Source organism: Halorubrum lacusprofundi ATCC 49239 (genome assembly GCF_000022205.1).
GTDB classification, from domain to species: domain Archaea; phylum Halobacteriota; class Halobacteria; order Halobacteriales; family Haloferacaceae; genus Halorubrum; species Halorubrum lacusprofundi.
In genome coordinates this window covers 312,434-338,340 of record NC_012030.1, presented here as the reverse complement: position 1 = coordinate 338,340, position 25,907 = coordinate 312,434, and the positions used below count along the sequence as shown (strand labels likewise).

General features: G+C 52.8%; 17 protein-coding genes and 1 CRISPR repeat array (1 of these 18 cut by a window edge). Of the genes, 6 read left to right on the top strand and 11 right to left on the bottom strand.

Translation table 11 applies throughout. The features are described from left to right. Window positions 1-4,696: direct repeats of the CRISPR family, unit length 37 nt; unit sequence GTTTCAATCCCGTGCTGGGTTTTCTGAGTGTCTCGAC; it reaches 776 nt to the left of the window's first position. A gap of 115 nt (window positions 4,697-4,811) precedes the next feature. From cas2 to cas6, 8 genes are read right to left on the bottom strand one after another with little or no spacing between them, the layout of a single operon-like run. Beyond that, on the bottom strand, window positions 4,812-5,084 hold the full coding sequence (gene cas2, locus HLAC_RS18505) for a CRISPR-associated endonuclease Cas2 (RefSeq protein WP_079892154.1): 273 nt from the start codon (window positions 5,082-5,084) through the stop codon (window positions 4,812-4,814). 2 nt (window positions 5,085-5,086) lie between these two features. Beyond that, a complete protein-coding gene (cas1, locus tag HLAC_RS17290; RefSeq protein WP_012660277.1) occupies window positions 5,087-6,082 on the bottom strand; it encodes a CRISPR-associated endonuclease Cas1 in 996 nt (331 codons plus the stop codon). After that, window positions 6,079-6,696 (bottom strand): CRISPR-associated protein Cas4, encoded by a 618-nt coding sequence (gene cas4, locus HLAC_RS17285; protein ID WP_241211165.1) that lies wholly within the window; start codon window positions 6,694-6,696, stop codon window positions 6,079-6,081. Before cas4 ends, cas1 begins: the two co-directional genes overlap by 4 nt. Next, window positions 6,693-8,846, bottom strand: coding sequence for a type I-D CRISPR-associated helicase Cas3' (gene cas3, locus HLAC_RS18500; RefSeq protein WP_012660275.1), 2,154 nt, complete (start codon window positions 8,844-8,846; stop codon window positions 6,693-6,695). The genes cas4 and cas3 overlap by 4 nt, the downstream gene beginning before the upstream one ends. After that, window positions 8,839-9,585, bottom strand: a complete 747-nt coding sequence (cas5d, locus tag HLAC_RS18495; RefSeq protein ID WP_012660274.1) for a type I-D CRISPR-associated protein Cas5/Csc1 — start codon at window positions 9,583-9,585, stop codon at window positions 8,839-8,841. Before cas5d ends, cas3 begins: the two co-directional genes overlap by 8 nt. A gap of 9 nt (window positions 9,586-9,594) precedes the next feature. Beyond that, window positions 9,595-10,584 carry a type I-D CRISPR-associated protein Cas7/Csc2 gene (gene cas7d, locus HLAC_RS17275; protein ID WP_012660273.1) on the bottom strand — a complete coding sequence of 330 codons (990 nt, stop codon included), beginning with the start codon at window positions 10,582-10,584 and terminating at the stop codon, window positions 9,595-9,597. Next, window positions 10,581-13,685, bottom strand: a complete 3,105-nt coding sequence (gene cas10d / locus HLAC_RS17270) for a type I-D CRISPR-associated protein Cas10d/Csc3 (protein WP_012660272.1) — start codon at window positions 13,683-13,685, stop codon at window positions 10,581-10,583. Before cas10d ends, cas7d begins: the two co-directional genes overlap by 4 nt. Continuing rightward, the gene (gene cas6 / locus HLAC_RS17265) at window positions 13,682-14,548 is read right to left on the bottom strand and encodes a CRISPR system precrRNA processing endoribonuclease RAMP protein Cas6 (RefSeq protein WP_012660271.1); all 867 of its coding nucleotides are present in this window, start codon (window positions 14,546-14,548) and stop codon (window positions 13,682-13,684) included. The genes cas10d and cas6 overlap by 4 nt, the downstream gene beginning before the upstream one ends. 124 nt (window positions 14,549-14,672) lie before the next feature. Between cas6 and HLAC_RS20050 the strand changes: the two genes are divergently transcribed. Then, window positions 14,673-15,089, top strand: a complete 417-nt coding sequence (locus HLAC_RS20050) for a hypothetical protein (protein ID WP_394296236.1) — start codon at window positions 14,673-14,675, stop codon at window positions 15,087-15,089. Here HLAC_RS20050 and HLAC_RS17260 read toward each other — a convergent pair. Next, window positions 15,046-16,383 (bottom strand): ISH6-like element ISHla10 family transposase, encoded by a 1,338-nt coding sequence (locus tag HLAC_RS17260; RefSeq protein ID WP_012659191.1) that lies wholly within the window; start codon window positions 16,381-16,383, stop codon window positions 15,046-15,048. The genes HLAC_RS20050 and HLAC_RS17260 overlap by 44 nt on opposite strands. Window positions 16,384-16,922: 539 nt before the next feature. Between HLAC_RS17260 and HLAC_RS17255 the strand changes: the two genes are divergently transcribed. From HLAC_RS17255 to HLAC_RS17245, 4 genes are all read left to right on the top strand, one after another. After that, window positions 16,923-19,991, top strand: a complete 3,069-nt coding sequence (locus HLAC_RS17255; RefSeq protein WP_012660270.1) for an Eco57I restriction-modification methylase domain-containing protein — start codon at window positions 16,923-16,925, stop codon at window positions 19,989-19,991. A gap of 98 nt (window positions 19,992-20,089) precedes the next feature. Beyond that, window positions 20,090-21,364, top strand: a complete 1,275-nt coding sequence (locus HLAC_RS17250) for an IS4 family transposase (RefSeq protein ID WP_009488137.1) — start codon at window positions 20,090-20,092, stop codon at window positions 21,362-21,364. A 53-nt stretch (window positions 21,365-21,417) separates the two neighbouring features. Beyond that, a complete protein-coding gene (locus tag HLAC_RS18485) occupies window positions 21,418-22,317 on the top strand; it encodes an HNH endonuclease (RefSeq protein ID WP_012660269.1) in 900 nt (299 codons plus the stop codon). 348 nt (window positions 22,318-22,665) lie between these two features. Beyond that, window positions 22,666-23,940: an IS4 family transposase gene (locus tag HLAC_RS17245; RefSeq protein ID WP_009488137.1), complete on the top strand. Its 1,275-nt coding sequence runs from the start codon at window positions 22,666-22,668 to the stop codon at window positions 23,938-23,940. A gap of 45 nt (window positions 23,941-23,985) precedes the next feature. Here the strand turns inward: HLAC_RS17245 and HLAC_RS17240 are convergent, their stop codons facing one another. Together HLAC_RS17240 and HLAC_RS17235 are read right to left on the bottom strand one after the other, a co-directional pair. Beyond that, entirely contained in the window at window positions 23,986-24,237 is a 252-nt protein-coding gene (locus HLAC_RS17240; RefSeq protein ID WP_012660215.1) for a hypothetical protein, read from the bottom strand. A 169-nt stretch (window positions 24,238-24,406) separates the two neighbouring features. Next, window positions 24,407-25,117, bottom strand: coding sequence for a recombinase family protein (locus HLAC_RS17235; RefSeq protein WP_012660216.1), 711 nt, complete (start codon window positions 25,115-25,117; stop codon window positions 24,407-24,409). Window positions 25,118-25,445: 328 nt separating this feature from the next. On the opposite strand from HLAC_RS17235, the gene HLAC_RS17230 reads away from it, so the two are divergent. Further along, window positions 25,446-25,742 (top strand): DUF7437 domain-containing protein, encoded by a 297-nt coding sequence (locus tag HLAC_RS17230; RefSeq protein WP_012660218.1) that lies wholly within the window; start codon window positions 25,446-25,448, stop codon window positions 25,740-25,742. The last annotated feature ends 165 nt before the right edge of the window (window positions 25,743-25,907 follow it).

The window sequence follows — 25,907 nt, the reverse complement described above, 5'->3', positions numbered from 1 at the left end:
TCTTGGTATTTGTCTTCCCGTTTGACGGAATGTTTCAATCCCGTGCTGGGTTTTCTGAGTGTCTCGACCAGCACCACTGGCTGTAATGACACACACACTTATGTGTTTCAATCCCGTGCTGGGTTTTCTGAGTGTCTCGACCGGTCGGCAGCGCGTCGCTCACGCTCTCGGGGATGGTTTCAATCCCGTGCTGGGTTTTCTGAGTGTCTCGACCCAAGAGTTATCCCCTGTAACAAGCGAACTCCAGGTGTTTCAATCCCGTGCTGGGTTTTCTGAGTGTCTCGACGACAAGCATGGGACACTGGTGCGGATACGTCCGCGTTTCAATCCCGTGCTGGGTTTTCTGAGTGTCTCGACCAGTCTCTCGATCTGGGGCTCGGAAGGTCCCTTGGAGTTTCAATCCCGTGCTGGGTTTTCTGAGTGTCTCGACTTAATGAGAACAGGGCAATCAGCCTATACGAGAACAGTTTCAATCCCGTGCTGGGTTTTCTGAGTGTCTCGACGCACTGCCATAGGTATCCCAGACGCCGACGTCCACGTGTTTCAATCCCGTGCTGGGTTTTCTGAGTGTCTCGACGACTGACGTCCTACGACGGCGGGACAGAGTACTAGTTTCAATCCCGTGCTGGGTTTTCTGAGTGTCTCGACCCGCCCGCTACTCTTGTATCGTATTCGAAAGAACGTTTCAATCCCGTGCTGGGTTTTCTGAGTGTCTCGACGACTGACGTCCTACGACGGCGGGACAGAGTACTAGTTTCAATCCCGTGCTGGGTTTTCTGAGTGTCTCGACGAACACGGGTTGATCTCGCCAGAGTTAGAGATCAGTTTCAATCCCGTGCTGGGTTTTCTGAGTGTCTCGACACAACGCGATCCTCGCAGCGCGGAACCTCGTCATCCCAGGTTTCAATCCCGTGCTGGGTTTTCTGAGTGTCTCGACGTCAACAGCGCTGACGTATCTGAGGTCGAGTACCTCGTTTCAATCCCGTGCTGGGTTTTCTGAGTGTCTCGACCGTGATGAGCGCCTACGGCTACGAGGCCGACGAAATGTTTCAATCCCGTGCTGGGTTTTCTGAGTGTCTCGACACACTGACCGCGACTGTCTCGAACCACAACCAGACCAGTTTCAATCCCGTGCTGGGTTTTCTGAGTGTCTCGACAGACGCTGACCGCAGCCGATGGATGACACAGGACCGAGTTTCAATCCCGTGCTGGGTTTTCTGAGTGTCTCGACGCGGAGTTCGTGTACATCCTGGTCGGTGAATATTGGTTTCAATCCCGTGCTGGGTTTTCTGAGTGTCTCGACCCAAAGAATATTCTACTCGCTGGACCTCAAAAGGTGTTTCAATCCCGTGCTGGGTTTTCTGAGTGTCTCGACATCACAGTATGCTGGCTCGCCCGTCCAAAACGGACAGTTTCAATCCCGTGCTGGGTTTTCTGAGTGTCTCGACCCGCCGGTCGGGTCAGGGGCAAGCCCCTGCTTCGTTTCAATCCCGTGCTGGGTTTTCTGAGTGTCTCGACCGTGAATCCTTCTTGTATCCGGTGACCTGTGCGATATGTTTCAATCCCGTGCTGGGTTTTCTGAGTGTCTCGACATCGCGGTACTTCGGGTTCGTAGCCGATGAGCAGCGGTTTCAATCCCGTGCTGGGTTTTCTGAGTGTCTCGACACCGCTTCGATCCGGATTACGCGGACAAACAGTAGTTTCAATCCCGTGCTGGGTTTTCTGAGTGTCTCGACTTCATCGAACAGTATTCGATTCTCTCCGGCTACAACACGTTTCAATCCCGTGCTGGGTTTTCTGAGTGTCTCGACCGGCGATCAAAGTGGGGGAGTGGCCGCCTACAGTGGTTTCAATCCCGTGCTGGGTTTTCTGAGTGTCTCGACATGACGCTCGGACTCTACAAACTCGTTGAATCGCTGTTTCAATCCCGTGCTGGGTTTTCTGAGTGTCTCGACACCGCAATGTGAATGTGAAGGTAGCCGTTGTTCGGTTTCAATCCCGTGCTGGGTTTTCTGAGTGTCTCGACGTGCGTTCTTGGCGACGAGTGGTCGACGACGATGAAGTTTCAATCCCGTGCTGGGTTTTCTGAGTGTCTCGACATTAGTATCAACAGGCATTTTGATGGTGACGGGCTGTTTCAATCCCGTGCTGGGTTTTCTGAGTGTCTCGACCTGACAGTGTCCGCACTCGTATCGCCCGGCCTTCAGGTTTCAATCCCGTGCTGGGTTTTCTGAGTGTCTCGACCGACTGTGCTAAAACACGACTGTGACCCTTTCTTGGTTTCAATCCCGTGCTGGGTTTTCTGAGTGTCTCGACACAGCGAACCGCTACTTACCGTTCTGTTCCGATCTGGTTTCAATCCCGTGCTGGGTTTTCTGAGTGTCTCGACGCGCTTGAACACCGCGGTCGAGTTCGAACAATTGTTTCAATCCCGTGCTGGGTTTTCTGAGTGTCTCGACGGGGGGTATCCCTTTGAGGGTCCGGATCTGTGGATGTTTCAATCCCGTGCTGGGTTTTCTGAGTGTCTCGACACCTCGAAGCCGTCGAGGGCGACCTCAGCGACTTTGTTTCAATCCCGTGCTGGGTTTTCTGAGTGTCTCGACCGTTCGCCTGTTTCGACGTCCCCGACGCGCGGTTCTGTTTCAATCCCGTGCTGGGTTTTCTGAGTGTCTCGACCACAGGTACAACACCGGGGGTTAACACCGTGGATGTCGTTTCAATCCCGTGCTGGGTTTTCTGAGTGTCTCGACCAGGTATCGAACACCCCGGAGAGGAAACCCCCGACGGAAGTTTCAATCCCGTGCTGGGTTTTCTGAGTGTCTCGACAACAGTGCAGCACAGCACATAGTACCTTGAGGGTAAGTTTCAATCCCGTGCTGGGTTTTCTGAGTGTCTCGACATCTCTTCAATGGTGAGACAATCTGTGTCTGCAAGTTTCAATCCCGTGCTGGGTTTTCTGAGTGTCTCGACCCGCTACTTACTCTTCGTCAACGTGTCGGGTTGCTTGTTTCAATCCCGTGCTGGGTTTTCTGAGTGTCTCGACGTCGTTTAGCGGCGAGACGGGGGTCACGCTGCCCGTTTCAATCCCGTGCTGGGTTTTCTGAGTGTCTCGACCGGGTTCGTGTTCCGCGTAGACGATCCCCTTTGGCGTTTCAATCCCGTGCTGGGTTTTCTGAGTGTCTCGACACCAAAACCACCAACATCGCAGCCCCCTGTGTTAGGTTTCAATCCCGTGCTGGGTTTTCTGAGTGTCTCGACCTGGATAACCCCATTCGGCACTCCCGAAGATTGGTTTCAATCCCGTGCTGGGTTTTCTGAGTGTCTCGACTTTTTTTTGGCTTGTCACCACCCACCCTGTAGCTGCGTTTCAATCCCGTGCTGGGTTTTCTGAGTGTCTCGACCTAACTAACCTATTCCTATAGGTATCCAAAACTGATGTTTCAATCCCGTGCTGGGTTTTCTGAGTGTCTCGACACTTGGACGAGCTCGGTGACTTCGGAACCACGCTGTTTCAATCCCGTGCTGGGTTTTCTGAGTGTCTCGACGTGAGGTTGGCCCCCACTGTCTCACCCTCATGGTTTCAATCCCGTGCTGGGTTTTCTGAGTGTCTCGACGGATTGTTTTAGAAGTGGTTCGGCACTTCAAGCAGGTTTCAATCCCGTGCTGGGTTTTCTGAGTGTCTCGACATCCCAACCGATTCGGCGCAATACATCGACAATATGTTTCAATCCCGTGCTGGGTTTTCTGAGTGTCTCGACACAGCGAACCGCTACTTACCGTTCTGTTCCGATCTGGTTTCAATCCCGTGCTGGGTTTTCTGAGTGTCTCGACAATATCTCCGAGCTCGACGTTCGAGAGGTCGACACGGTTTCAATCCCGTGCTGGGTTTTCTGAGTGTCTCGACGACACTCCCACTCCCGTCACGGAGTCCATCGGACGGTTTCAATCCCGTGCTGGGTTTTCTGAGTGTCTCGACCTCCGAGATCGGTGGGATGGTCTTCGTCCCGGTTTCAATCCCGTGCTGGGTTTTCTGAGTGTCTCGACCTGACAGTGTCCGCACTCGTATCGCCCGGCCTTCAGGTTTCAATCCCGTGCTGGGTTTTCTGAGTGTCTCGACCGACTGTGCTAAAACACGACTGTGACCCTTTCTTGGTTTCAATCCCGTGCTGGGTTTTCTGAGTGTCTCGACACAGCGAACCGCTACTTACCGTTCTGTTCCGATCTGGTTTCAATCCCGTGCTGGGTTTTCTGAGTGTCTCGACGCGCTTGAACACCGCGGTCGAGTTCGAACAATTGTTTCAATCCCGTGCTGGGTTTTCTGAGTGTCTCGACGGGGGGTATCCCTTTGAGGGTCCGGATCTGTGGATGTTTCAATCCCGTGCTGGGTTTTCTGAGTGTCTCGACACCTCGAAGCCGTCGAGGGCGACCTCAGCGACTTTGTTTCAATCCCGTGCTGGGTTTTCTGAGTGTCTCGACCGTTCGCCTGTTTCGACGTCCCCGACGCGCGGTTCTGTTTCAATCCCGTGCTGGGTTTTCTGAGTGTCTCGACCACAGGTACAACACCGGGGGTTAACACCGTGGATGTCGTTTCAATCCCGTGCTGGGTTTTCTGAGTGTCTCGACAACAGTGCAGCACAGCACATAGTACCTTGAGGGTAAGTTTCAATCCCGTGCTGGGTTTTCTGAGTGTCTCGACAGGGGGTGAATATACGGTTATAGGGGTCAAAAGCCTTTCTCAGTGCTCAAAATCTAACCCCCGCTACGTCGACTGGGGCTGTACAGAGACTTAATAAGGGTCGACGTAACCCTGTTCAGAGAACGTTCGATTGTTCGCCGGGGGGATCGGACCCGAGATCGGTTGTATTGTCTTGGCAGGACTGACAGAGCCGATAAATACGAATTCGATCACCGTCCGATGGCTCGATGTGAGATTCGAGTTCATCTTCAAGCTCAACGCGATCTGTCTTAGTCACGTCGACCTCGAAGACACTGTACTGCCGCCATGCCCCATACCTCTGGAGCGTTCGATATACTTGCCTGCGGTTCGAATCCTCACTCACATCGTAGGCTATTGCCAAGCGCATGGTCATTTTGAAAAAGTTAGCGCATGATATTCATCCAACTCGCCAGTGATTGCTTTCCGTAAGAGAATCGCCTGCTGTCGCACTGCCTTACGCCGAGTCACAGTGTACTCAAAGTACGGATGGGTGAACTCCTCTTGCATGAACTCGTCGAACTTTGAGCAGTAGGTCTGAAATGCATCGTCGGCCAAATGATTGTCCTGAGTGAACTCATCGTGGGTGATGACACCGCGATTAACCAACCGTGTCACGAACGCATCACAGAAGATCGGTCTGAACTCCTCCTGGAGATCGAGTGCCAGCGAGGGTCGGCCATGCCGATCCGCATGTAGCACACCCAAGAATGGATCAAGATTGTACTGCCGTAACGCGCTCAGCACTTCGTTTTTCATAAACACGTAGGTCAGTGATAGCAATGAGTTAATGTGGTCCTCTGGCGGTCGCTTGGTCCGCTTCTCGAAGGTCCAGCCATCGGTGAGTGTCTCATCGAGACGGTTGAAGTAGCGCTCGGCGGCTTCTCCTTCAACACCACGGAGGCCGTCCTTCGTAGCTACTGTCGTCGCCCGCACACCGAGATCCTTGAGCAGCTCCGTCCCGTGGACGCCCTTCCGCGAGAGCAGCGTCCGAGCGTTTCGGATCTTGGCGGCGATCATATCTGCCGCGATGTCGATCTCCGCAGTCTCGTCGAGGTCATACTGGGCTCGCCGGACCTCCGCGATGGTGTTCTTTTCAGGTACGAAGCTCCCCCGATACTTTCCATTCTGGGTGAAGTAGTTCAGAATGATCCCGTGACGGTTGGCCTCGGCGACGAACGGTGTCGAGAAGTTCACCCCGCCGAAGACGTTGATCGTATCGAGCTTCTCGGTCGGGAACGAGGCTAACTCACCCTCGTCGCCGTCGACATCCCAGACGGTGATTCGACCGCCCTCGGTGCCAACCTGGCTTCCTTGCTTGGTGACGTAGACCACTGACTCGTCGAACATCCCTTCGGTGGCTTTCATACCTCGCCCTCCCAGCCCGTACCCTGGGCTTTCTCGGGCTCCAGGATGGCTGTCTCCTCGGGCATGCAATACTCCCGTGCTGAGCAGGCTTCACACTTCTTTGGGTTGTCCGTGAGTGGAGGGATTGAGTCGACTGACATTGATCGGATTTTATCGATGATCTTGTGTACCGTTTCTCGATGGCTCTCTGTGATTTGGATCGCGTACCGCTCATCAGTTTCATACAAATAAATATAGCCGACATTAACTGGCTCCTCGATTGCGGCTTCAAGTAACATACAGTAGCCCGCAAGCTGCACCTCGTCACTTGGGAAATACTGTCCGCTTTCGGCACGCTTCCGCTCTACTGGTGTGAGTACATCCCCACCCGATTCGATCAAATCAATTTTTCCGTGGAGATCGAGTTCGGTTGCTCTGAAATATCTCTCGGTGATCCATCCCCCTCTTTGAGACTGCTTTTCGTGTTTTGATCGCCCATCTATAAGCTCGTATGGTGTTCCCATCTCGTCGTGGTAGTGCTGATAATAAAATCGGCGTGGACAGTAGACAAACTCGTTTAATGCGCTCACAGGTACGAGTGTATCACGCTGTCCGATTGTCTGTGGTGTGCTCAAAAATCAAGCACCTCATCAATCGTATTTGATTCGGCCTCGATCCGATCTTGGACGCGACAGTGTAAATACAGGGCATCGTGGCTGAATGCTACTGCTGCATCTCCTTCCGTGTAATACAGTGGATAAATAAATCCAAACGGACCGAGCGAATACTGGTTTTGTATCTGGGAGACGTGGCCCTCCAACGGATAACAAAGAACTTCAGTATCCGAGAGGCCCCCCTTTAGTAAATCGAGACCGCTGACGCTCGGCTCTGTCTCGATTTCGAGTCCAGTGCAGACTTTCGGTGTTCGAATATCCCGTGAGACATCACTTAATAACGAATACAGTTCACCAGTTGCTTTGTAGGTAACCAACCGTCCAGTCAACTGCTCTTCGTCCGTAGTATCTGTTTCGTCTTCATACCCTCCCTGATAGAGACAGTAGCCACTACTGTATGGTTCCAGCCGTGATACCTGGTTATGCAACTGCTCTGGAAGGATAGAAAGAAACTCGTCTTTCGAATGGAACGAGACATCCCCATGACGGAGCAGATGTGGGATACTGTATGTCTGAAGCGTCTGTGACTGGTTGTTATAAACTACTGTCTGTATGCTGTCACCGCGATAAGTTTGGAGCGAATCCAAAAGTGGCGTACCTGCAACACCATATAATCGTTTCAGATCAGCCTCAGTAAGTTCCTTCTCGTGGTTGTGGAAGAAGTGACGTTCAATGCGTTTCCAGCCTGTCTCCCGTATTGCTGGCTGATCATCTGATGGTGCACTCTTTGCTCGTTTTTCGACGTGATCGTAGGCTTCGACAGCCGAGTATCGCCAGTCGAATGATCCGGGTGTCGACGCGTCAATGTATCCCGAACTAACATACTCTTCAAATGTTGCTCTGTCAATCCATTGGCCAGTATATTTGTTGGCCATCGAGTTGAGCGCGTCAAGGAGATACGGTGGGACATATGCATACGCTGCAGACCGGTTCGGGCGAGTTCTGAGTCGACCAAGGCGTTGGAAGAAACTCGCCGCATCGTGACCTGAGAAGATGATTTGCTCTGTATCGAAGTCGACACCGACCTCAACCGCAGAATTACTCACTAACGTCTCGAACGTATCGAGTTTCTCACGCACGTTTTCCCGGTGAAACCCATCGATTCGAACGGCCCCATTGAGGTCTGATTGAGCCAACGAATTATATACTTGATCAACCTCGTGAACCCCATCAAGCATCATCACTGTCCTGCCGTCCCGCAATCGATCATGCAACACGTCTTCCGAGTCAAGGATCGCTGTTGCAGCCTCAAAGGTCGGTGCTGGTGTGATTGTCAGATCAACTGGTGGCAGGACTGCCCGATAGTTCGATGGGAGTTCATTAGGAGCGAATGCAATCACAGACTCCTCAGTATCAGGAACTTCGGGTAGTGGCGTCTCTCGCCAGTTTACTTCACTGACTCGATAATACGGCACACCCATTGCCTCCTCAAACTGGCGTTCGAGTTCTTTCTCAGGAGTTGCACTGAGAAATACGAGATGATTAAGTCGACAGATCGCTTCATTAGTCTCGTACATCTCATCGAGCAGAAAGAGCATCGTGTTTCGCTCTTTTCGTGTTGCTCGATGGAACTCATCAACAACAGCCACCTCAAACCGAGAGATCGCATCGATTCTCTCCCGATAGATTTCTCGACGAAGCAGGACAAATATGTCTGGGTTCGTGAGAAGGATAACCGTCTCACGGCTGTCGAATGCTACTTTGAGGAGGTCTCGAAGCCGTTCACCGTTTGTGTTAGCCGATGGGAACTGCTCGGCGTGTTCGTTCTGGAGCGTTTCACTAGTCACAGCAAGGAGACGGACATTATTTCCTCCCTCAACATCTTCGAGTTTCTCGTCGATATTCCGGACCTGATCTTCAATAAGCGCGTTCGTCGGGTATACTGCTACTGTCTGGAGTCCCTCGGAGACGACGGGAGCGAGCCATGCCAGCGTTTTACCGGCTCCTGTCGGCGCATCGTCTACAAACAGTCCTGGAAGACGGTCTGTGAGTGCATCATGCAGTGCCCACTGATGTTTATGAGGGATAACCTCATCCACAGGGTACTCTCCGGGGTACATTCGCAGACCAAGCCCTGCAAGCTGAAACGAAACTGGATCGTGCTCAGACATCGTTCCGTTTTGTGGCTAAGAATTTTGCATCAGCAGGATAACAGACGCGTGATTGATTTCGGAACGGCGGTTCAATCGCATAATACTCCGTATCGAACTCGGCTTCGAACCAGACTGGCGTCGGCTGCATCTGCTTCATTACAACACCGCCGGTAGGTGTCGTTTCGTGATCGTAGACACTGAGTGGATGTCCTAGCGTGAACTCTCCGGAACGACGCGCTCCGTCGACGATCCGGTAGCGAACATGTCCTTTCCCGCGCTTTTTCCCCAAGCGAATATACGACGGAAGCTGCGATACGACTTCGGTTGCGTCCCGACCATACGGGAACACATAGAACCGAAACACGTTTTCAGGGGCGAGTGCCCGCTCTCGTTCGAACGTGGGAAGATTCTTTTTTGATTTTCCAGTCGGATCATCCGCTGCGGGGTAATTTGGTGTCGCGTACGTGTCACTCCGAGCATTCCGATTCGTCGTGATGTACTCCGTTTTTATCGACTCATTTCGCTCGATACGAGCAGGTGCCGCAGGGCTGACGTATACGTCATTTACTATCTCAGCAGTGTCTTCGATGTATGTTGGCTGATGACTGACGTCGACGTAGCGACCACCAGCAAGATCGAGTGCGTAGTGGAGCGCCGTATTCAGGATACAGGAGTCCGTATCCGTCATTCGGCCGACTTCACGCGAGGCGAAGCCGACTTTCCCGTGTGTGGTAAGCGTTGCTTCGATGACTTGCATGAGGATTATTTAGTTTCCGTCAGTATCGATTGCACCATCGATGAACGCCTCTGAACGTGGCTGTTGTGTTTCGAGAACTGCCTGTAGCTCATCGTCAGCCGCCAGCGACAGCAGTTCGCTGACCGTCTCTTCATCGACTGGCTCTTGTGCAATCTCGTTCTCGCAGGCTGCATCGTAGGCATTTTTGACGTACTCACAGGCGTGCGCAACGTCAAGTGCTGGTGCCTGAACCACATCACTGAGCGTCTGTTCGCCGTCCGCGGCAAACGATGTGATAACGTTGGCCGTCAGTTCTCGGTTTGATGGCCCTTCCTCAGAGCCGGTGTACACTCCGAGAATGTGGTTTTTCACACGGCCAAGTCGCGTTGTTGCGGCTCCGTAGCGCTTGTTTCGTTTCGTGATAGCGGCGACAAACGCGACTTCAGCCGGAGTCGCATCTCGAAGGGTGATTGCACACGGGAACAGCGTTCCAGGTTCGAAGAAGTCCGGCTCACGGATCGTTGAACGTGATCCTTTCGCATACCCCTCACCGGGCGCGTTCTGGAACTTCTCGTCGATACACGCACTAGCATCTCGAACGGTGAACGCCGTATCATACATCACCCGAGAGGTGACGCCAATGTCGACATCGTCGTCACCGCTGGCTGCACTCCCGTAGAGTGCTGATTCAACCGATTTGGGGTTCATATCGTTGACCTCCATCGAATCCGGACGGTCGTACTTCAGTAACTCTCGCTGGATTGCTTTCCCCATCCGCCGGTCGCTTCCGGTCTGTTTCCGCATAAACATGAGTCCCGGCGAGTACTCGATACTCGAATCATCACCAACGACGGATAGCGACGCAATATCCGCGTCCTGTCCGTTCGTCGTAAACACTGCGTGGCTCTCCAATTCACGGAGAACGAGGATCGTTGTATAATTGGTTCCAGGGGTGTTCGTCATTTCGTCCATCGAAACTGTGCCGTCTTCTAGTGCTGCGGTGAGTGTGTCTGAGATCATTGATTGCTCCTATTGTCGTCTGCATCGTCGTCTTGGCTTTCCTCGTCACGTGCGTCGTAGTACTCCGACTCTGCACGGAGTGTCGCACCGAAAAAGCCGTCAGAAAGGTTATTTTCGAGCCGTTTCAGCTGTGATGGTCGACCGTTGGCTATCCCATAGAGTATCTCATCTACGAAGAAGCCAGCATACTCCTCGATACGGTCCTGAAGTGATGTGCCAGCGTTTGAGTCTTCTGCACTCACTGGATACACCGAATCTCCGGCTTGTCTGTCGAGCATTTTCTGGAGTCGTCCCGAGACGAGCATCACGTAATCGTCTCGACTCAACTGGTCGCCTGTTTTCGAGACCGCCTTGATACTCTCACGGAACACGCGTTCGACGCGGTGGGGTTTGCGCCCATGTCCACTTGCGGGACGAATAGCGTCGTATGCGAGGTCTGCGAGCTGTGTAATGCGGCTGTGTGGTGTGTCACTCATGTTTGATCCGAACTGTTTGATACCGGCCTGTTCGTCGAGCGTGACTGCGTACCTCATCAGGGCGGGAATATACGGCCCCTCACTTGAGGACTGGGCAGCACGCTTGAGCAGGTGCGACCCCGGAAGCAGCTCGTTTCGCGTCACCCGAAGGTACTTTGCGAACAGTGAGTCGTTCCGAGAACTACCCTGCAGGGCATGGCCTAACTTGATCAGCGATGCCGCTGCTTGGAGTCGACCCTGTAGTTCTGACAGTGGCACAGTCTCGCCGTAGAAGTTCGAGACCTGTGTGAATCCACTGTCGATCTTTGCGAACTCTTGGAAGTCTCGTGAACGCATCTCCGGAATAGGTGATGCACTCATCGACACACGCATCCCAGTATACGCACTGATAGTCAACGCCAGAAAGCCACCGAAGAACTGGAACTCCGTATCGTTATCCGGATTCTTGAAGTAGCTGACTGTCTGGGCACCGAACTGTTTGTTTTGATCGAATTCTTGTGAAAGTGATTCAATCATTGTCCGTCCATTGCCTTCGGGCTGCGTGAGCTCGTCCATCACCGAGGCAAACTCAGCTGGCGATTCAAGATCATAGATCGCCTCAGCAAGCCGACTAATTCGAACACGGTTCTCACCAGTAAACCGGTTGATAAGCCGTGAGTAGAGCTGCCATGAGAATGGTGTATAAAAATAGTCCGGGACGAGATGGAAAAAAAGCCGTCCATCGCTTCGGCGACGAGCTGCCGTTTCACGAAGTGAGAACTCGATACGGCAGGTCGAACACAAGAGCAAGTTATCACGTTTCGTCCCACCAATCATCTCTCGGTTTGAGAAACCACTCTGCAACGTAGTCAGTGACTTTGATGATTTCATTGGCCCTAAGTTGCCACCCGCAGCAACGCCGCGACTACAGAGTGTGCAGGTTTTCCCTCGGGATTTCTTTACGTATTCGTCGAACGTGTCGACCGTTGATGCTGTCATGGCAATCTCACCAGCACCGACCCGAAGGTTTTCGCCAACAAACGCCTGAACCTCCTGTTTGATCGTTCCTGCGTGCTCGTCTCTGACTACCTGCCACCAGTCGGACTCGTCACCAGCGAGCATTGCTAATTTTGATTCGAGCATCGCAACGATCTCGTCTTCAGCAGCAGGTATCGCGGGACCTGTACCGTACTCCTCCAAGAGTCCATCTGCAATTGCGTACGAGTACTCCCATTTGCCACCGCTTGTAAGCTCCGCCGAAACTTCTTCCGGCAGGTTTGTGAGTTTCTCACCGAGTGTTTCAGGAAGTCCAAACACGTCGACTGTGGCTTGAATCAGGTCTTCAGCTGTCGAATTATTATCGAGAATCGGTTTAACAAAGTCACCTTTTACAGTATTCACGAACCGTGCGAGCCCATACTGTTGCTCAGTCTTGTTGAATGACTGACTAAGAGCAGATTCTAACTGCTCCATTGATTCAAGTGCAGTATCGCTCGGATAACTGTTGGAATCGCCATCAGCAATACCCTTCCTGACAACTGCTCGGAGCATCTTCGTTGCACCAACATAAAAGAAATCTGGTGGATTGAGACTGTACAGTCCTTGAGCACCTACAATTGAGAAATTCGATTGAAGTTGGTCAAGATCTTTGTATGATGGGTGCGATTCGCTAATATTCTTACTGACGCCATCAGTAATGTCCGCAATGAACTCGTCTGTGAGTTCCGGCTGGCTTCCGTCGGTTGGAGCAATATAGACACAGCCGTCTTGATAGATCGTGAGTAGTGTGTATCCGAACTCTTCTTTGAGATAGTCACTCACGGCTGCATTGAGTAGATTCGTGAAGATGCCGCTTACGTGGTCTGTTCTATGATATGTGAGTTCAACATCAACAGCAGGGAAGCACTTACTGAACTGTTCTTGTGCCCGCGAATTGGCCGCCATTTCAGGCGTTGTCGACGACGCCATGCCATCTGCGAGACGGATGAGTGGACGGTAGTCTTTCCATTTGAGGGTGACGTTTGTCGACTTCGCATTATCAGTTGCATGGTGATCAACGGTACACGACCGAAAATCACGTATCGTTAGCTCTGAGTCTTCAACAGACGGTTCTTCACTGAACTCCTGAAGACCGATCTCATCAATGAAAGGCTCCAGTTCTATGAGCGTAATATCAAACCTCTTTACCCTGTTTTCATCTTCCTCTCGGAGTTTGTGATAATCGTGAATAACTGCGAGTGCAATCAAATCACGCAGTTCGTTCGGTGAGATTGGTGGTAGTCCTGCTGTTTCGGCCTGCGTTGCCAAGCGATGAAGGAAGAATACGAGATTCCGCGTGTGGTTGAGCATCGACTGGTCGACTTTCCCGTATTCGATACTCTTGTTCGGCAGGAACAGCCAACCCGCCTCAACAAGTTTACCGTCTATCTCTGATAAATATTCTTTAAATACTTCATTGAGTGCAGCTTGGTCATCTGTCTCAGTTTCATCAGGGGCGAATGCTCCGTCTGGATCTTCAAAGAGTTCCGGCGAGAACGATTCAACGCCTGCTGTCGACTCACTATTCGACTCATTCGTTCCTGTCTCCGCTGATCCGCCACCGAACTCAGTAAGATCCTGCTGTTGATCGTTGTCTTGCTTACTCATTCATTGGTCACCTCTACGTTTACATTCCCGCACCCACGTGCCACTGCACTCCCGACACCCGAATACTCTGCAAACAGCGCAAGCGCGGTCACGGCGTTCTGGACGCTGTCGCTGGCGTTTTTAAATTCGAATGTACAGCTCCCCGAAAACCCTTGTTTAAAAATGGGTTGTTGGTTCCCGTCAGAACTGTCGACCCGATTTATTAGGACACTATGTGTTTGATAACTTCTGGCGTCAGGTTTCTCAATCACTGACGCCGCCAGTGTCTCGCGGTCAACATCCAGTTCCAGTTCGTGAGGAGCTGTATTGTTCCACTTCCCGAGTAGACTCGAAAACACAGCCGTTCGCGTCGGGAACATCGTCGTCACGGAGCCTGCTTCTTCGATGCAGGTCGACGTTCGGAACTCTATCTCAATGGATGGATTATCGAACGTCGACGCCTGCGAGAGCAGTTCCTCGTGTCCAGTATTCTCGCTCTCGAAGGAATCGAGATGGAGGGTGCCGTGAGTCAGTTCGAGTGACTCGTCAGCGAGGACCAGCGAGGAGACGAGAGCCTCAAAGATGGCTTCGTCCTCGGGATCGGTGATTCCTAGTGAGACAGAATATTCGGTGTTCGGCGTGACGAGCTTGTGGTGTGATCGGTCAGAGTTACCGAAGGGACCACGCAGCCCGCTGTTGTGGAGACTGCCAATATTCGAGTCGTGGACACGGGCACTCGTGGTTTCGTCCGACGACTGCAGGAGGGCTAGCAGGGCGCTATAGACCGAGTAACCATCGGACAGCGGCACGGCAAACCGGTGGTCAGCTCGGAGAGACAGCTCAATCTGCCGGAGTCGGGAGTCCGTTTTCGGTTGGGTTTCCATACAGTCGTCACTCTAACTGTTCAAGCAGCCAGTATAAATCCAGCGACCTATCGAATACGGAACAATTCAATGATGATTGCAGAATCGTGCAACACTATACGTAGGCAGTATGTAGCGGTTGGCAGTGCAGACCTATATCTCACCAATCGGATTTAACACGACCAGTGTAACACGAGCACTGATTACTCACGGAATCGGTAGCGATGATGCAGTTGTGCTAGTACGACCAGCTAAGGAGACAGATAACGACCGAGCAGCTGAAGCAGTTGCAGATGTGGAACAACTATTCCAAGAGATCGAGCCGACGATTTCGGTCAGTGTGCAGCGAATTCCACATAATGACTTCGAGACAGCCGTAATGGGATGCAGTGAGTGTATTCAGACTGCGAAGGGCTCAGTTGTGGTGAGTCTCAGCGGTGGTGCCCGAGATGTCTTGCTGCCGCTGACGGTTGCGACAATGGCCCACGATCAAATAATTGGTCGTGTTGCAAAGCGGTCTAGACTTTGCCGCTGGTACTCTCAATTGAGAGGTCACAGTTGATTGCTGTTTTGGTCGAACGTTGGAGCAGTTCGTCGAGGAACGCTTGGTAGTACTCGGGGTCGGCGTACTTCACCAACCGAAGTTGGAGTATCGCTTCCAATCCCTCTGCTGTCCAGCGCATCCACTGGTTCTTGCACCGCTTGCTGACCTCGCCCATCAGTCGTTCGACGGGGTTCGAGGTCCACGGAACCTCGAACCCCTCGACAGCGTGCTCGGCGAACGTCACAATCGACGGCAGCCACCGCCGAAGATACCCTGCAGCCTTTGCTGACCCGAACTGCTCCAGTTGCCACGCTGTCTTCTCTAATCGCTCTCTCGTTCGCGCGATCCGCGAGCGGATCGCCGCGAACTCCTCCGCTGGACGATGCTTCGCCACAGAGTTCTTCAGATGGAACACCTCGTCGATCACCTCCGAAACGATCTCCTTCCGACGGTCCAAGGAGAAGACGCCATCGTCCCAGAGGGTGTAACCCAGCGTTCGGCCGACGTGGACGAGATCGAGCTGGTGGTCACGGTTTTCGTCGGTAAAGGCTGTGACGATGCCGCTATCAGCGTCACTGACGACCGTCGCGTCGTCAGTGACTGCGCCGATATCATCGAGTTCGGCGGCAGTTTCGTCCCAGTCAGCGTTGACCGACAGATCCAGCAGGGAGCGTGACTCTTCGGCGGTGTCTTCGCCGAGCGTTGCTTGGACGGAGTGGGACGAGCGGTCGTCGTCTTGGCTGTGGCACTTTGTCCCGTCAGGAATGACGGCGTCAGCGTCTGTGCCAGCGACACAGTCTGGAAGGAACTGTTTGAGCTTGTGGCCGTATTTCTTGGCACGGCGGTTGATGGTGGTCGGCGACGGCATCGAGACGAAGCTGTCGCCGTGATTGGCAGCGTCTCGATAGCTGAGCGAGGTAGCGAGATCGACGCTTTTGGCGGCGATGTCCTGCTGATAGCGGTTCTGCCCGTCGAAGTCGAGAACGTCTTCGACGGGCCGGAAGTAGCTGGATTCGTCTGGGGAAGCGGCTGTATCTTCGACGTAGTGGAGAGAGAACTCGTGTTCTCCGGCAGTTGTGACAGCTGTGCGGGTGTCGGTGCCGGCGCGTTGGAAGCGCTGGTCACCGTTGCCATGTGCGTGTTTCTCACCACAGAGCGCCTCGACGCTGGCGGCGTCGAGGCTCTCGACCAGCGATTCGAGAAGGACTGCTTCGAGGTTCTGGTCAGTGACGGCCTCGGCAAGCGTGGCGAGCGGTAGCGTTTTGTCGTCGTCGATACTCAGTTCGAACCGCACGTCGATTGTGGCGTGCATGGGGTACCTCGGTTTGGACACCAGAGGCAACCCCGCCTTCACGGGAGTCAGTTACTACTGAACTCTAGAGGACTTTGCGACACGACCAATTTTTTAAATATCTCTGTTGCCTCATATCGGAGAATGATGCCACTTGGAAAGGAGCGCAACCGCTCAGAAATGGTGACATCATACAGTGTTTGCTGAGTGCTATGCGCCGTCGCGGATGTGGAGAGCGAGCTCATTTGTAGCCTCTTTGTTCCCTGTTTGTTTTTCGAGATAGGAACGCTAGCAGGCTAGTTCTAATTTCTTATAAGTGTTCCGGGCGTGAAGGTAGAAATACCGTAGACAGGTACTCAGACCCAGAGACTCAACTAATAATTCTCCGATATCGAAAGGTGGGCGTCCACGAAATCAGACACATAATCGGCACCCTGTATATCGCACATTATTTATTCATCTGATAGAAGTGCCACCACAAGCGACGGCTTGATTGGAGAGTTCTTCCCTCTGGTGATTTGTAAGCAAATTATATACATACGTACTGATGATAAACAGCTATGATCACTGACTTTCTCGAATCTCGCTCTGGTCGTCCCTGGAACTACGATCGGGACGGAGACAATTTTGAATTTTACCAAGGAAATGGGTCGAGTGCATTGGAGGTTGTCGTCGTTGATCACGATGAACGACCGACCAAAGGTTTTCTCCAGAAGACGTACACAGATCGGCGTGGTGGGCGAGTAAACCCCGTTCTCGTTGTTGCGCTTTATGACAATTATGCCGGGCTATGCGGTCCCAGCGGGGAAGAGCCGCCCGTCTATCGGGATGTCGACCGGGGACAAGCAGATCGTGTCTGTGATACCGCTCTTGACGAATCAAACCGACACGCGGCCCAACGGTTCCTCACTGAAATGCTTCCCCAGCTCGACGAGGAACTGACTGGACTTCGGAATCAAGGTCTACTCTCAACGCACGAGCTCAAAGTCGGTGTCCCCGAACGCGACGACTGGGAGGACGCAACCAACCGCGCCCAACAAGCAATTGACGATGACCCGCGTGAGATGATCAAAGGGCTCAACTACGAGATCGAGCACCTCACCGATCAGAGCTCTGTCCTGAAGGACACAAGCGATGGCCACGAGCGAGCTGTGGCGATGTTCCTTCAAGAAGACGAGTCGTTTGACCACACGCAAGAACGCTTTGTAGGTCAGTCACCAGTGGCCTATGCGCTCAATGAAGCCGACAAACGCAATCTCGAATACGTCATCGGAAGCAGTGGCGATACGTTACGACTGTACACAACAAATCCCGATGCAGGGTTTGGCTCACGCGGTCGAACAGACACCTACGTCGAGGTGAACACGAGTCTCCTTGCAGACGAGAAGGCTGCATATCTCTGGCTGCTATTCTCCGCCAATGCACTCCGAGAAGACGGCACGCTCCATGACATTATGGAGCGATCGAAAGACTACGCAGCGGCTCTTGGAGAACGACTCCGTGAACGGATTTACGACGATGTTGTGCCAGATCTGGCGGAAGCGATCGCCCGTGCACGTGATATCGACGATCCGACGAAGGAACAGTTGGACGAGACCTATGAGATGACGTTGGTGCTCCTCTACCGGTTGCTGTTCATCGCTTACGCTGAAGACGAAGAGTTCCTCCCGCGACGGCGTAACGAGCGGTACGACCGGAATTCTCTCAAACAGAAGGCGCACGACCTCCACGACTTCATTGAGGACGACGGTGACTTCGACGCCGGATTCTACGACCACTGGGACGACGTGATGCATCTTTCGCGGGCCGTCCACCGCGGACACGACGAGTTAGGACTTCCCGCTTACGAGGGGACCTTACTCTCTGAAGATCCGGATATCTCTCAAGCCGGTGCGAAGCTGGCGGATATTCGACTTGATAATGCCGATTTCGGACCTGTATTGGCGAACCTCCTGATCGACGAAACAGGGGACGGCTATCAGGGGCCTGTCGACTTCAGGAATATCGGTGTCCGAGATTTCGGGGTCGTATACGAGGGTCTGCTGGAGTCTGAGTTGTCGCTGGCCGAACAGCCGCTTACAATTGACAACGAAGGACACTATGTCCCAGTCGATATAGATGGTCAACAGACACTCGGTGATGATCACGAGGACATAGTTGTTGAAGAAGGAGAGGTCTATCTTCATGGTCAGTCCGGAGAGCGAAAAGCGACGGGGACGTACTATACGAAATCTCGGTTCGTTGAGCATCTTCTTGATCACTCACTGGAACCCGCACTGGATGACCATCTCGAACGTATCGACTGGCTCCGTGAGGAAGAGGGCGAACACGCCGCTGCGGATGCGTTCTTCGACCTTCGGGTGTCGGATATTGCGATGGGATCTGGTCACTTCCTTGTCGGGGCTGTCGACCGCATCGAATCTCGACTCTATGCGTATCTGACCGAGAAACCGCTGTCGCCCGTCGAGGACGAACTCGACAACCTCGAAGACGCGGCATTAGATGCCTTCGAAGACGAAGAGTACGCACCACCGGTCGAACGTGGACAGCTCCTGCGTCGTCAAGTTGCCCGTCGCTGTATCTACGGAGTTGACATAAACCCACTTTCGACCGAACTTGCACGGCTATCGATTTGGGTACATACGTTTGTTCCCGGTCTCCCGTTAACGTTCCTTGATTACAATCTCGTGACTGGCGACTCGCTGGCTGGAATCGGAACGCTCGACGAAGTGACGGATATACTTGATATCGAGCAGTCATCATTAGGGATGTTTGCTGGCGGTCAGAGCATAATGAACGATATTCGAGATGATATTGAACAGTTGGGGAGCTTCGCCGATGCCAGTGCTGAACAGGTACAAGAAGCACGCAAAACTCGTGTAGAAATAGAAAAGAACCTTGGCCAAGTTCGAGCGAGATTTGATATCTTAGCTGCGTCCCGTATAGATGACGAGATAAATACCGACCCAGTGTCTGACACTGGCATCGACGTGAGAGATCACGAGAGCTATGAACGAGCAAAGGACGTTCTGGAGTCTACGAATCCTCTCCATTTCCCCGCATCATTTCCAGAAGTCTTCGATGGTGATGACAGCGGATTCGATGTGATCGTTGGAAATCCGCCTTGGGAACAAGCAAAGATCGAACGTGACGAGTTTTGGCGAAGACACTACCCAGGTCTGAGTGGACTGGACAAAAACGAACGTGAAGAGAAGATAACAGAGCTTGAGACTAAAAGACCAGATCTGGCGCTACAACTGGAGGAAGAACGACGAGCACAACGGCAACGAAGCCAGATTTTAACCAACGGTCCGTATCCTGATATGGGTCGTGGGGATCCAGATCTATATCAGGGCTTCAGTTGGCGCTTTTGGAGACTTATCAGTGATTCTGGTTACCTTGGTGTTGTTCTCCCCCGAGCCGCGTTTATCAGCCCTGGTGCGGAGACATTGAGATATGAGATTCTTGAAAAAGGGAATGTCACAGACCTGACTTTCTTGAAAAACGAACGTGAGTGGGTTTTTGACAACGTTGAACCACGATATACGGTAGCTCTGTTTACTCTTCAAAAAGAACAGATTACTGATGGTGAAGTTCCGATACGTGGTCCCTCATCCGTCTTTAGTTAGGAGATGAATCGCTGTACTGCGGTAGCTTATCGAGGCTTCTTTTCGAGAGGAATGAGGAAGTCGAGTCTGTGTACAACCAGACTTCCTCATCTCGAATTATGCGTCGGCTCACTACACTGTTTCCCTCCGAGTTCCTCGAAGAGCACGCCGAGGAACTCGGCGTGGTCGAACGCGACCGCAAGCTCCAGATTCCCGCTTTCATCTGGGCATTCGTGTTCGGCTTCGCCGCAGGCGAAAGCCGAACACTCGCAGGGTTTCGACGCAGCTACAACTCGACAGCTGACGAGTCGATCTCACCGGGTGGGTTCTATCAGCGGTTGACGCCGACGCTCGCGGAGTACCTCCGCGACCTCGTCGAGCATGGTCTCGACGAGGTCGCTGTTCCCGATGCTGTTGACGCTGATATCAACCGATTCAGGGACGTGATAATCGCCGATGGAACGGTGTTGCGGTTACACGAGTTTCTCTCCGAGAAGTACGAAGCCCGCCACGAGGAGCAGGCTGGAGCGAAGCTCCACCTGCTCCACAATGCTACTGACCAAACGATTGAACGGATCGATGTTACCGACGAGAAAACACACGATAGCACGCTGTTCAAGACAGGGTCGTGGCTTGAGAACCGCCTCGTGTTGTTCGACTTAGCGTACTTCAAGTACCGCCGGTTTGCGCGGATTGACGAGAACGGCGGCTACTTCGTGAGCCGACTCAAACAGAACGCAAATCCGGTGATTACGGCTGAATTACGGGAATGGCGCGGGCGCGCCATTCCCTTAGAGGGCAAGCAGCTCCGAGAGGTTCTCGATGACCTCTCGCGGACGTACATCGATGTGGAGGTCGAAGTCGAGTTCAAGCGTGGGCCGTACAACGGGACGCGGTCGCTAGATACGAAGCGGTTCCGCGTCGTCGGCGTCCGCAACGAGGACGCCGACGACTACCATCTGTACGTGACAAATCTGTCGAGAGAGGAGTTCTTTCCGGCAGACTTAGCGCAGATATACCGGTGTCGGTGGGAAGTTGAGTTGCTGTTCCGTGAGTTGAAGACACAGTACGACCTGGACGAGTTCGACACAAGCAACGAGGACGTAGTGAAGATCTTACTGTACGCAGCGTTGCTGTCACTGCTGGTGAGCCGTGAGCTGTTGGAACTGGTCACTGAGCAGGCTGGCGACGAGATCGTGTTTCCGCCGGAGCGCTGGGCGGCGACCTTCCGGTCGCACGCCCAGCTCATCCTCCACGAACTCGGCGAGTATCTCGGCTACTCGCCACCGCCGCTGTTGGAGCGGCTGATCGAAGACGCACAGAAGATTCACCAGCAACGACCGATATTACAAGAGACGCTCGCTACCGCTACGCAACCGAGGTGTGAGTCTTAGCTAAAGACGAATGAACACATACATATATTATAAGTCAAAATACATGATAAGGAATGGGAAAGGACTACCCCTCTGACTGGAATAGTCGCCGTAAGAAAGTATACAAGCGCGACAATTATCGTTGTCAAAAATGTGGATCAAGAGGGGGTTCACGAGGAAACACCGAACTCCACGCTCATCATAAAAAGCCAAAATCGAAGGGGGGATCACATCGATTCAGTAATCTTACCACCGTTTGTAAATCCTGTCATGAAGATATACATGGTCATGGGGTTGGTGGACGCTCTAATTCCTCTTCTACCAACCAAGCTACTGAGGAACTTAGTCCTGAAGAACTAATCGCTGGTCTAGTCGGTCTATCACTGCTTATTGCGGTCATTATCACTGGATCTGCCATCATGCAGGTTATGCCGGAGGGCCAGACAGTTAGCCAGTCTTATGAGTTAGATTATCATTTGAAAAATGATCCAGATAGCGATATGAAATACTCTCTGAACAACGGAAGACCTCTATATATCCAGCATACAATTGATGATAATAAAATCTCTGAGGGAGGATCGACAAAGATCTCCCTCCGGATAGAGAATCCATCAGACCGGCACTTGCGAGGTCGAATTACAATTAATCGACAAGTGGGATGGCGGGGAAATGAAGAGACGCTGCTCACCATTGATTACAACCTACCGCCCGAGACATATCAAGAAGAAACTGTTACTGTCCAAGCAGAGAATCTATATAACCCAGAGAATTCACTCCCCGCGGAATCAGACCTCTCTTATGAGAACGAGATTTGGACAGACGGGTACTACGCTCTCTCCGCCGGTCAACAGGGTATAGGAGGAGACACAATAACTGTCAGAAAGCACCTGTTTGACCGATTTGGGTTCATATGGCTATGTTTCTTGAGTGTTAATGCTATTGTGGGGTTGGGTCTACGACGGTGGCTTCAGTAGCACTGCCTTTTTGGATTTACAGTTCCGCCCGACGCCACATGACATATCATTCAATTAGACTAGGTAGAAATAAATCGAGGATGCTTGCTCACTCCGCCCTCTATATTCAGCAGGCCGTTTCTGACGCCTGTCCGAGAGATAGGCAACTGCTCCGGTAACGCCTTCACCTGTACTGATCGTTAGATGACTCGATCAATATTGTGGACGATACACGTAAGGGGATACACTCGGGGCATCCGTCTTTAGTTAGGAGATGAATCGCTGTACTGCGGTAGCTTATCGAGGCTTCTTTTCGAGAGGAATGAGGAAGTCGAGTCTGTGTACAACCAGACTTCCTCATCTCGAATTATGCGTCGGCTCACTACACTGTTTCCCTCCGAGTTCCTCGAAGAGCACGCCGAGGAACTCGGCGTGGTCGAACGCGACCGCAAGCTCCAGATTCCCGCTTTCATCTGGGCATTCGTGTTCGGCTTCGCCGCAGGCGAAAGCCGAACACTCGCAGGGTTTCGACGCAGCTACAACTCGACAGCTGACGAGTCGATCTCACCGGGTGGGTTCTATCAGCGGTTGACGCCGACGCTCGCGGAGTACCTCCGCGACCTCGTCGAGCATGGTCTCGACGAGGTCGCTGTTCCCGATGCTGTTGACGCTGATATCAACCGATTCAGGGACGTGATAATCGCCGATGGAACGGTGTTGCGGTTACACGAGTTTCTCTCCGAGAAGTACGAAGCCCGCCACGAGGAGCAGGCTGGAGCGAAGCTCCACCTGCTCCACAATGCTACTGACCAAACGATTGAACGGATCGATGTTACCGACGAGAAAACACACGATAGCACGCTGTTCAAGACAGGGTCGTGGCTTGAGAACCGCCTCGTGTTGTTCGACTTAGCGTACTTCAAGTACCGCCGGTTTGCGCGGATTGACGAGAACGGCGGCTACTTCGTGAGCCGACTCAAACAGAACGCAAATCCGGTGATTACGGCTGAATTACGGGAATGGCGCGGGCGCGCCATTCCCTTAGAGGGCAAGCAGCTCCGAGAGGTTCTCGATGACCTCTCGCGGACGTACATCGATGTGGAGGTCGAAGTCGAGTTCAAGCGTGGGCCGTACAACGGGACGCGGTCGCTAGATACGAAGCGGTTCCGCGTCGTCGGCGTCCGCAACGAGGACGCCGACGACTACCATCTGTACGTGACAAATCTGTCGAGAGAGGAGTTCTTTCCGGCAGACTTAGCGCAGATATACCGGTGTCGGTGGGAAGTTGAGTTGCTGTTCCGTGAGTTGAAGACACAGTACGACCTGGACGAGTTCGACACAAGCAACGAGGACGTAGTGAAGATCTTACTGTACGCAGCGTTGCTGTCACTGCTGGTGAGCCGTGAGCTGTTGGAACTGGTCACTGAGCAGGCTGGCGACGAGATCGTGTTTCCGCCGGAGCGCTGGGCGGCGACCTTCCGGTCGCACGCCCAGCTCATCCTCCACGAACTCGGCGAGTATCTCGGCTACTCGCCACCGCCGCTGTTGGAGCGGCTGATCGAAGACGCACAGAAGATTCACCAGCAACGACCGATATTACAAGAGACGCTCGCTACCGCTACGCAACCGAGGTGTGAGTCTTAGCTAAAGACGAATGGCCGTCAACCCAAACTCGCTCAGAGCCGCCCATCATAGCGTCATCTCACCAGCGGTGGCTCCCGGTGCTGGGTTGAGTTCCTCGGTGAACACCCAGCGGTCCACGCCAAAATTTTGGACCACCTTCATCGTCTTTTGGTGGTGCGACTCTTCCTCTTCTTCAACGTCAACAACAATTTCGTCAAGAGCATCTTCAATTTCTTCACCAGTGGAGATGTCGCTCATAGTGATGTCGCTATTCCACACCGTTTTGTCGTCAGAATCGTTAGATTTGGACTGAGTCATCTACTTTGAGTGGCAGGCAACGGTGTTTAAATCGTTCCGAGGGTTGAGTCTCGAAACCACTAGACTGAGTCGCCACGTACATCCTAACATGTGGCACATTGCTACTTAAACCGTGACTTGAACGATACGTCCCACCAGTGACTACGGCAGGGAACTCGTCAGTCAGTGGCTATTCTGCAGTAGAAACAGCGGGGTGATCTGAGTCCATCCGTTTCAAATACATCTCCCGGTTCTTGCGCACGATTTTTCCTACTCCACTTTTTGAGATTACCTTGACTTTATCCGAGATGTCTCGGTACGACAGCCCCTCTTCCCGTAGGGTGAATACACGCTCAACGGTCGGCCACTCGTCCATGTCCTTGACCAGATACTCACCGTTAGCGTCGAATCTGAGTCCGAACGGTGGGGATCCGTGATGATACCCCTGCTCCCGTCGATGCTCTACCGCTGCCTTTGATTTCTGGATTTCCTTAGCTTTCGTTTCCGTTTCTACGATCCTCTGAATTCTGAACGTGAGTCGATCATCCGGGACATCAGAGACGAATTGGAATTCGCAGTCACCTTGGAGCGCGGCGTACTGAATCACGGAATAGAATTCATCTCGTGCGATTCTGGTATCGTCGTGTGCGATCAGGTAATCCCATTGCCCGGCGCGCAACCCTTCAATCATCTTCTGCACCTCAGGGTGAGAATCCAGACGCTCATCTCCTGGGTCTTTTCTAAACAGGCTAAAGCCCGAGTGATTATTCAGATCTACTGTGTCGATCAAGTCCGCGTCGAGATTCTCAGCCAGCGCCCGTGTTTTTTCCCGCTGCTGCTGGAGTGAGATACTGTCCTCGGTGCCTTGACTTTGCCTGATGACGCGCACCACGTCAGTCATCGTCCACCCGGGTAATTTTGAGAGATTTTCCTGAGTCGACCGACCACTCTACTTTTTCGCCTGCAAGTGACATTGCGTCACCAAGCGATTTGGGGATCCGGATTCTGTAGTACCCATCACTGTCCTGAACGACTGTTGTCTTCGTGGTTTCTGGCATGGTTTCCAATGGGAACAACTCTGTACCCATACTTGGATCTGTTGGGGGTGGCCCCGTGGTGGAGGCCCCGTGGACACATCACCGACTCGCGAACGGCAGATAGTCGGAGATCACGTCACGGTATCACGCAGCACCCAATTCCTAATCCGACCTCAGAACGTATGCGATCACATGACTGACACAGACGAGATCAAGGGCACCGCAACCTTCCAAGCAGTTCTCGACGCCGATCGAGACGACATCCAAGTATTCCGCCGAGAACACGGCGACGACAAGCTCGCGGAAGCTCTCGAAGTGACAATTGATTTTTTGAACGCGGAGATGACGAGGAGAATGGCCGAGACAGAACTCAGAGTAAGCAATTACGCGGGAATCACGATAACAAACGAGATCGAAGAGGTCGTCCGAGAAATGCACGGAGGGGATCCGTGGCTCGATCGGCAGCTCAGGGATGATGTCTTCGAGTGACGCACACTGAAAACATGGGGTGTACCCCCTCCCGGAAACAATACACAGAGCCTCTGAATCGCGGGTTTACACTCGCAAGATGGAGGTCCTTTTAAGACTCAGACCTCGGAAACCCCCGAGTCTGTTGGCAGCCACTACCAACACACGAATATCACTCCACAACGG

Bases quoted from the DNA above. Each gene is read 5' to 3' on its own strand.
- cas2 (WP_079892154.1), bottom strand. From the start codon at position 5,084: ATGCGCTTGGCAATAGCCTACGATGTGAGTGAGGATTCGAACCGCAGG.
- HLAC_RS17260 (WP_012659191.1), bottom strand. From the start codon at position 16,383: ATGCACGCCACAATCGACGTGCGGTTCGAACTGAGTATCGACGACGAC.
- cas5d (WP_012660274.1), bottom strand. From the start codon at position 9,585: ATGCAAGTCATCGAAGCAACGCTTACCACACACGGGAAAGTCGGCTTC.
- HLAC_RS17235 (WP_012660216.1), bottom strand. From the start codon at position 25,117: ATGACTGACGTGGTGCGCGTCATCAGGCAAAGTCAAGGCACCGAGGAC.
- HLAC_RS18485 (WP_012660269.1), top strand. From the start codon at position 21,418: ATGGGAAAGGACTACCCCTCTGACTGGAATAGTCGCCGTAAGAAAGTA.
- cas1 (WP_012660277.1), bottom strand. From the start codon at position 6,082: ATGAAAGCCACCGAAGGGATGTTCGACGAGTCAGTGGTCTACGTCACC.
- HLAC_RS17240 (WP_012660215.1), bottom strand. From the start codon at position 24,237: ATGACTCAGTCCAAATCTAACGATTCTGACGACAAAACGGTGTGGAAT.
- HLAC_RS17230 (WP_012660218.1), top strand. From the start codon at position 25,446: ATGACTGACACAGACGAGATCAAGGGCACCGCAACCTTCCAAGCAGTT.
- cas3 (WP_012660275.1), bottom strand. From the start codon at position 8,846: ATGTCTGAGCACGATCCAGTTTCGTTTCAGCTTGCAGGGCTTGGTCTG.
- cas10d (WP_012660272.1), bottom strand. From the start codon at position 13,685: ATGAGTAAGCAAGACAACGATCAACAGCAGGATCTTACTGAGTTCGGT.
- HLAC_RS17250 (WP_009488137.1), top strand. From the start codon at position 20,090: ATGCGTCGGCTCACTACACTGTTTCCCTCCGAGTTCCTCGAAGAGCAC.
- cas7d (WP_012660273.1), bottom strand. From the start codon at position 10,584: ATGATCTCAGACACACTCACCGCAGCACTAGAAGACGGCACAGTTTCG.
- cas6 (WP_012660271.1), bottom strand. From the start codon at position 14,548: ATGGAAACCCAACCGAAAACGGACTCCCGACTCCGGCAGATTGAGCTG.
- HLAC_RS17245 (WP_009488137.1), top strand. From the start codon at position 22,666: ATGCGTCGGCTCACTACACTGTTTCCCTCCGAGTTCCTCGAAGAGCAC.
- HLAC_RS17255 (WP_012660270.1), top strand. From the start codon at position 16,923: ATGATCACTGACTTTCTCGAATCTCGCTCTGGTCGTCCCTGGAACTAC.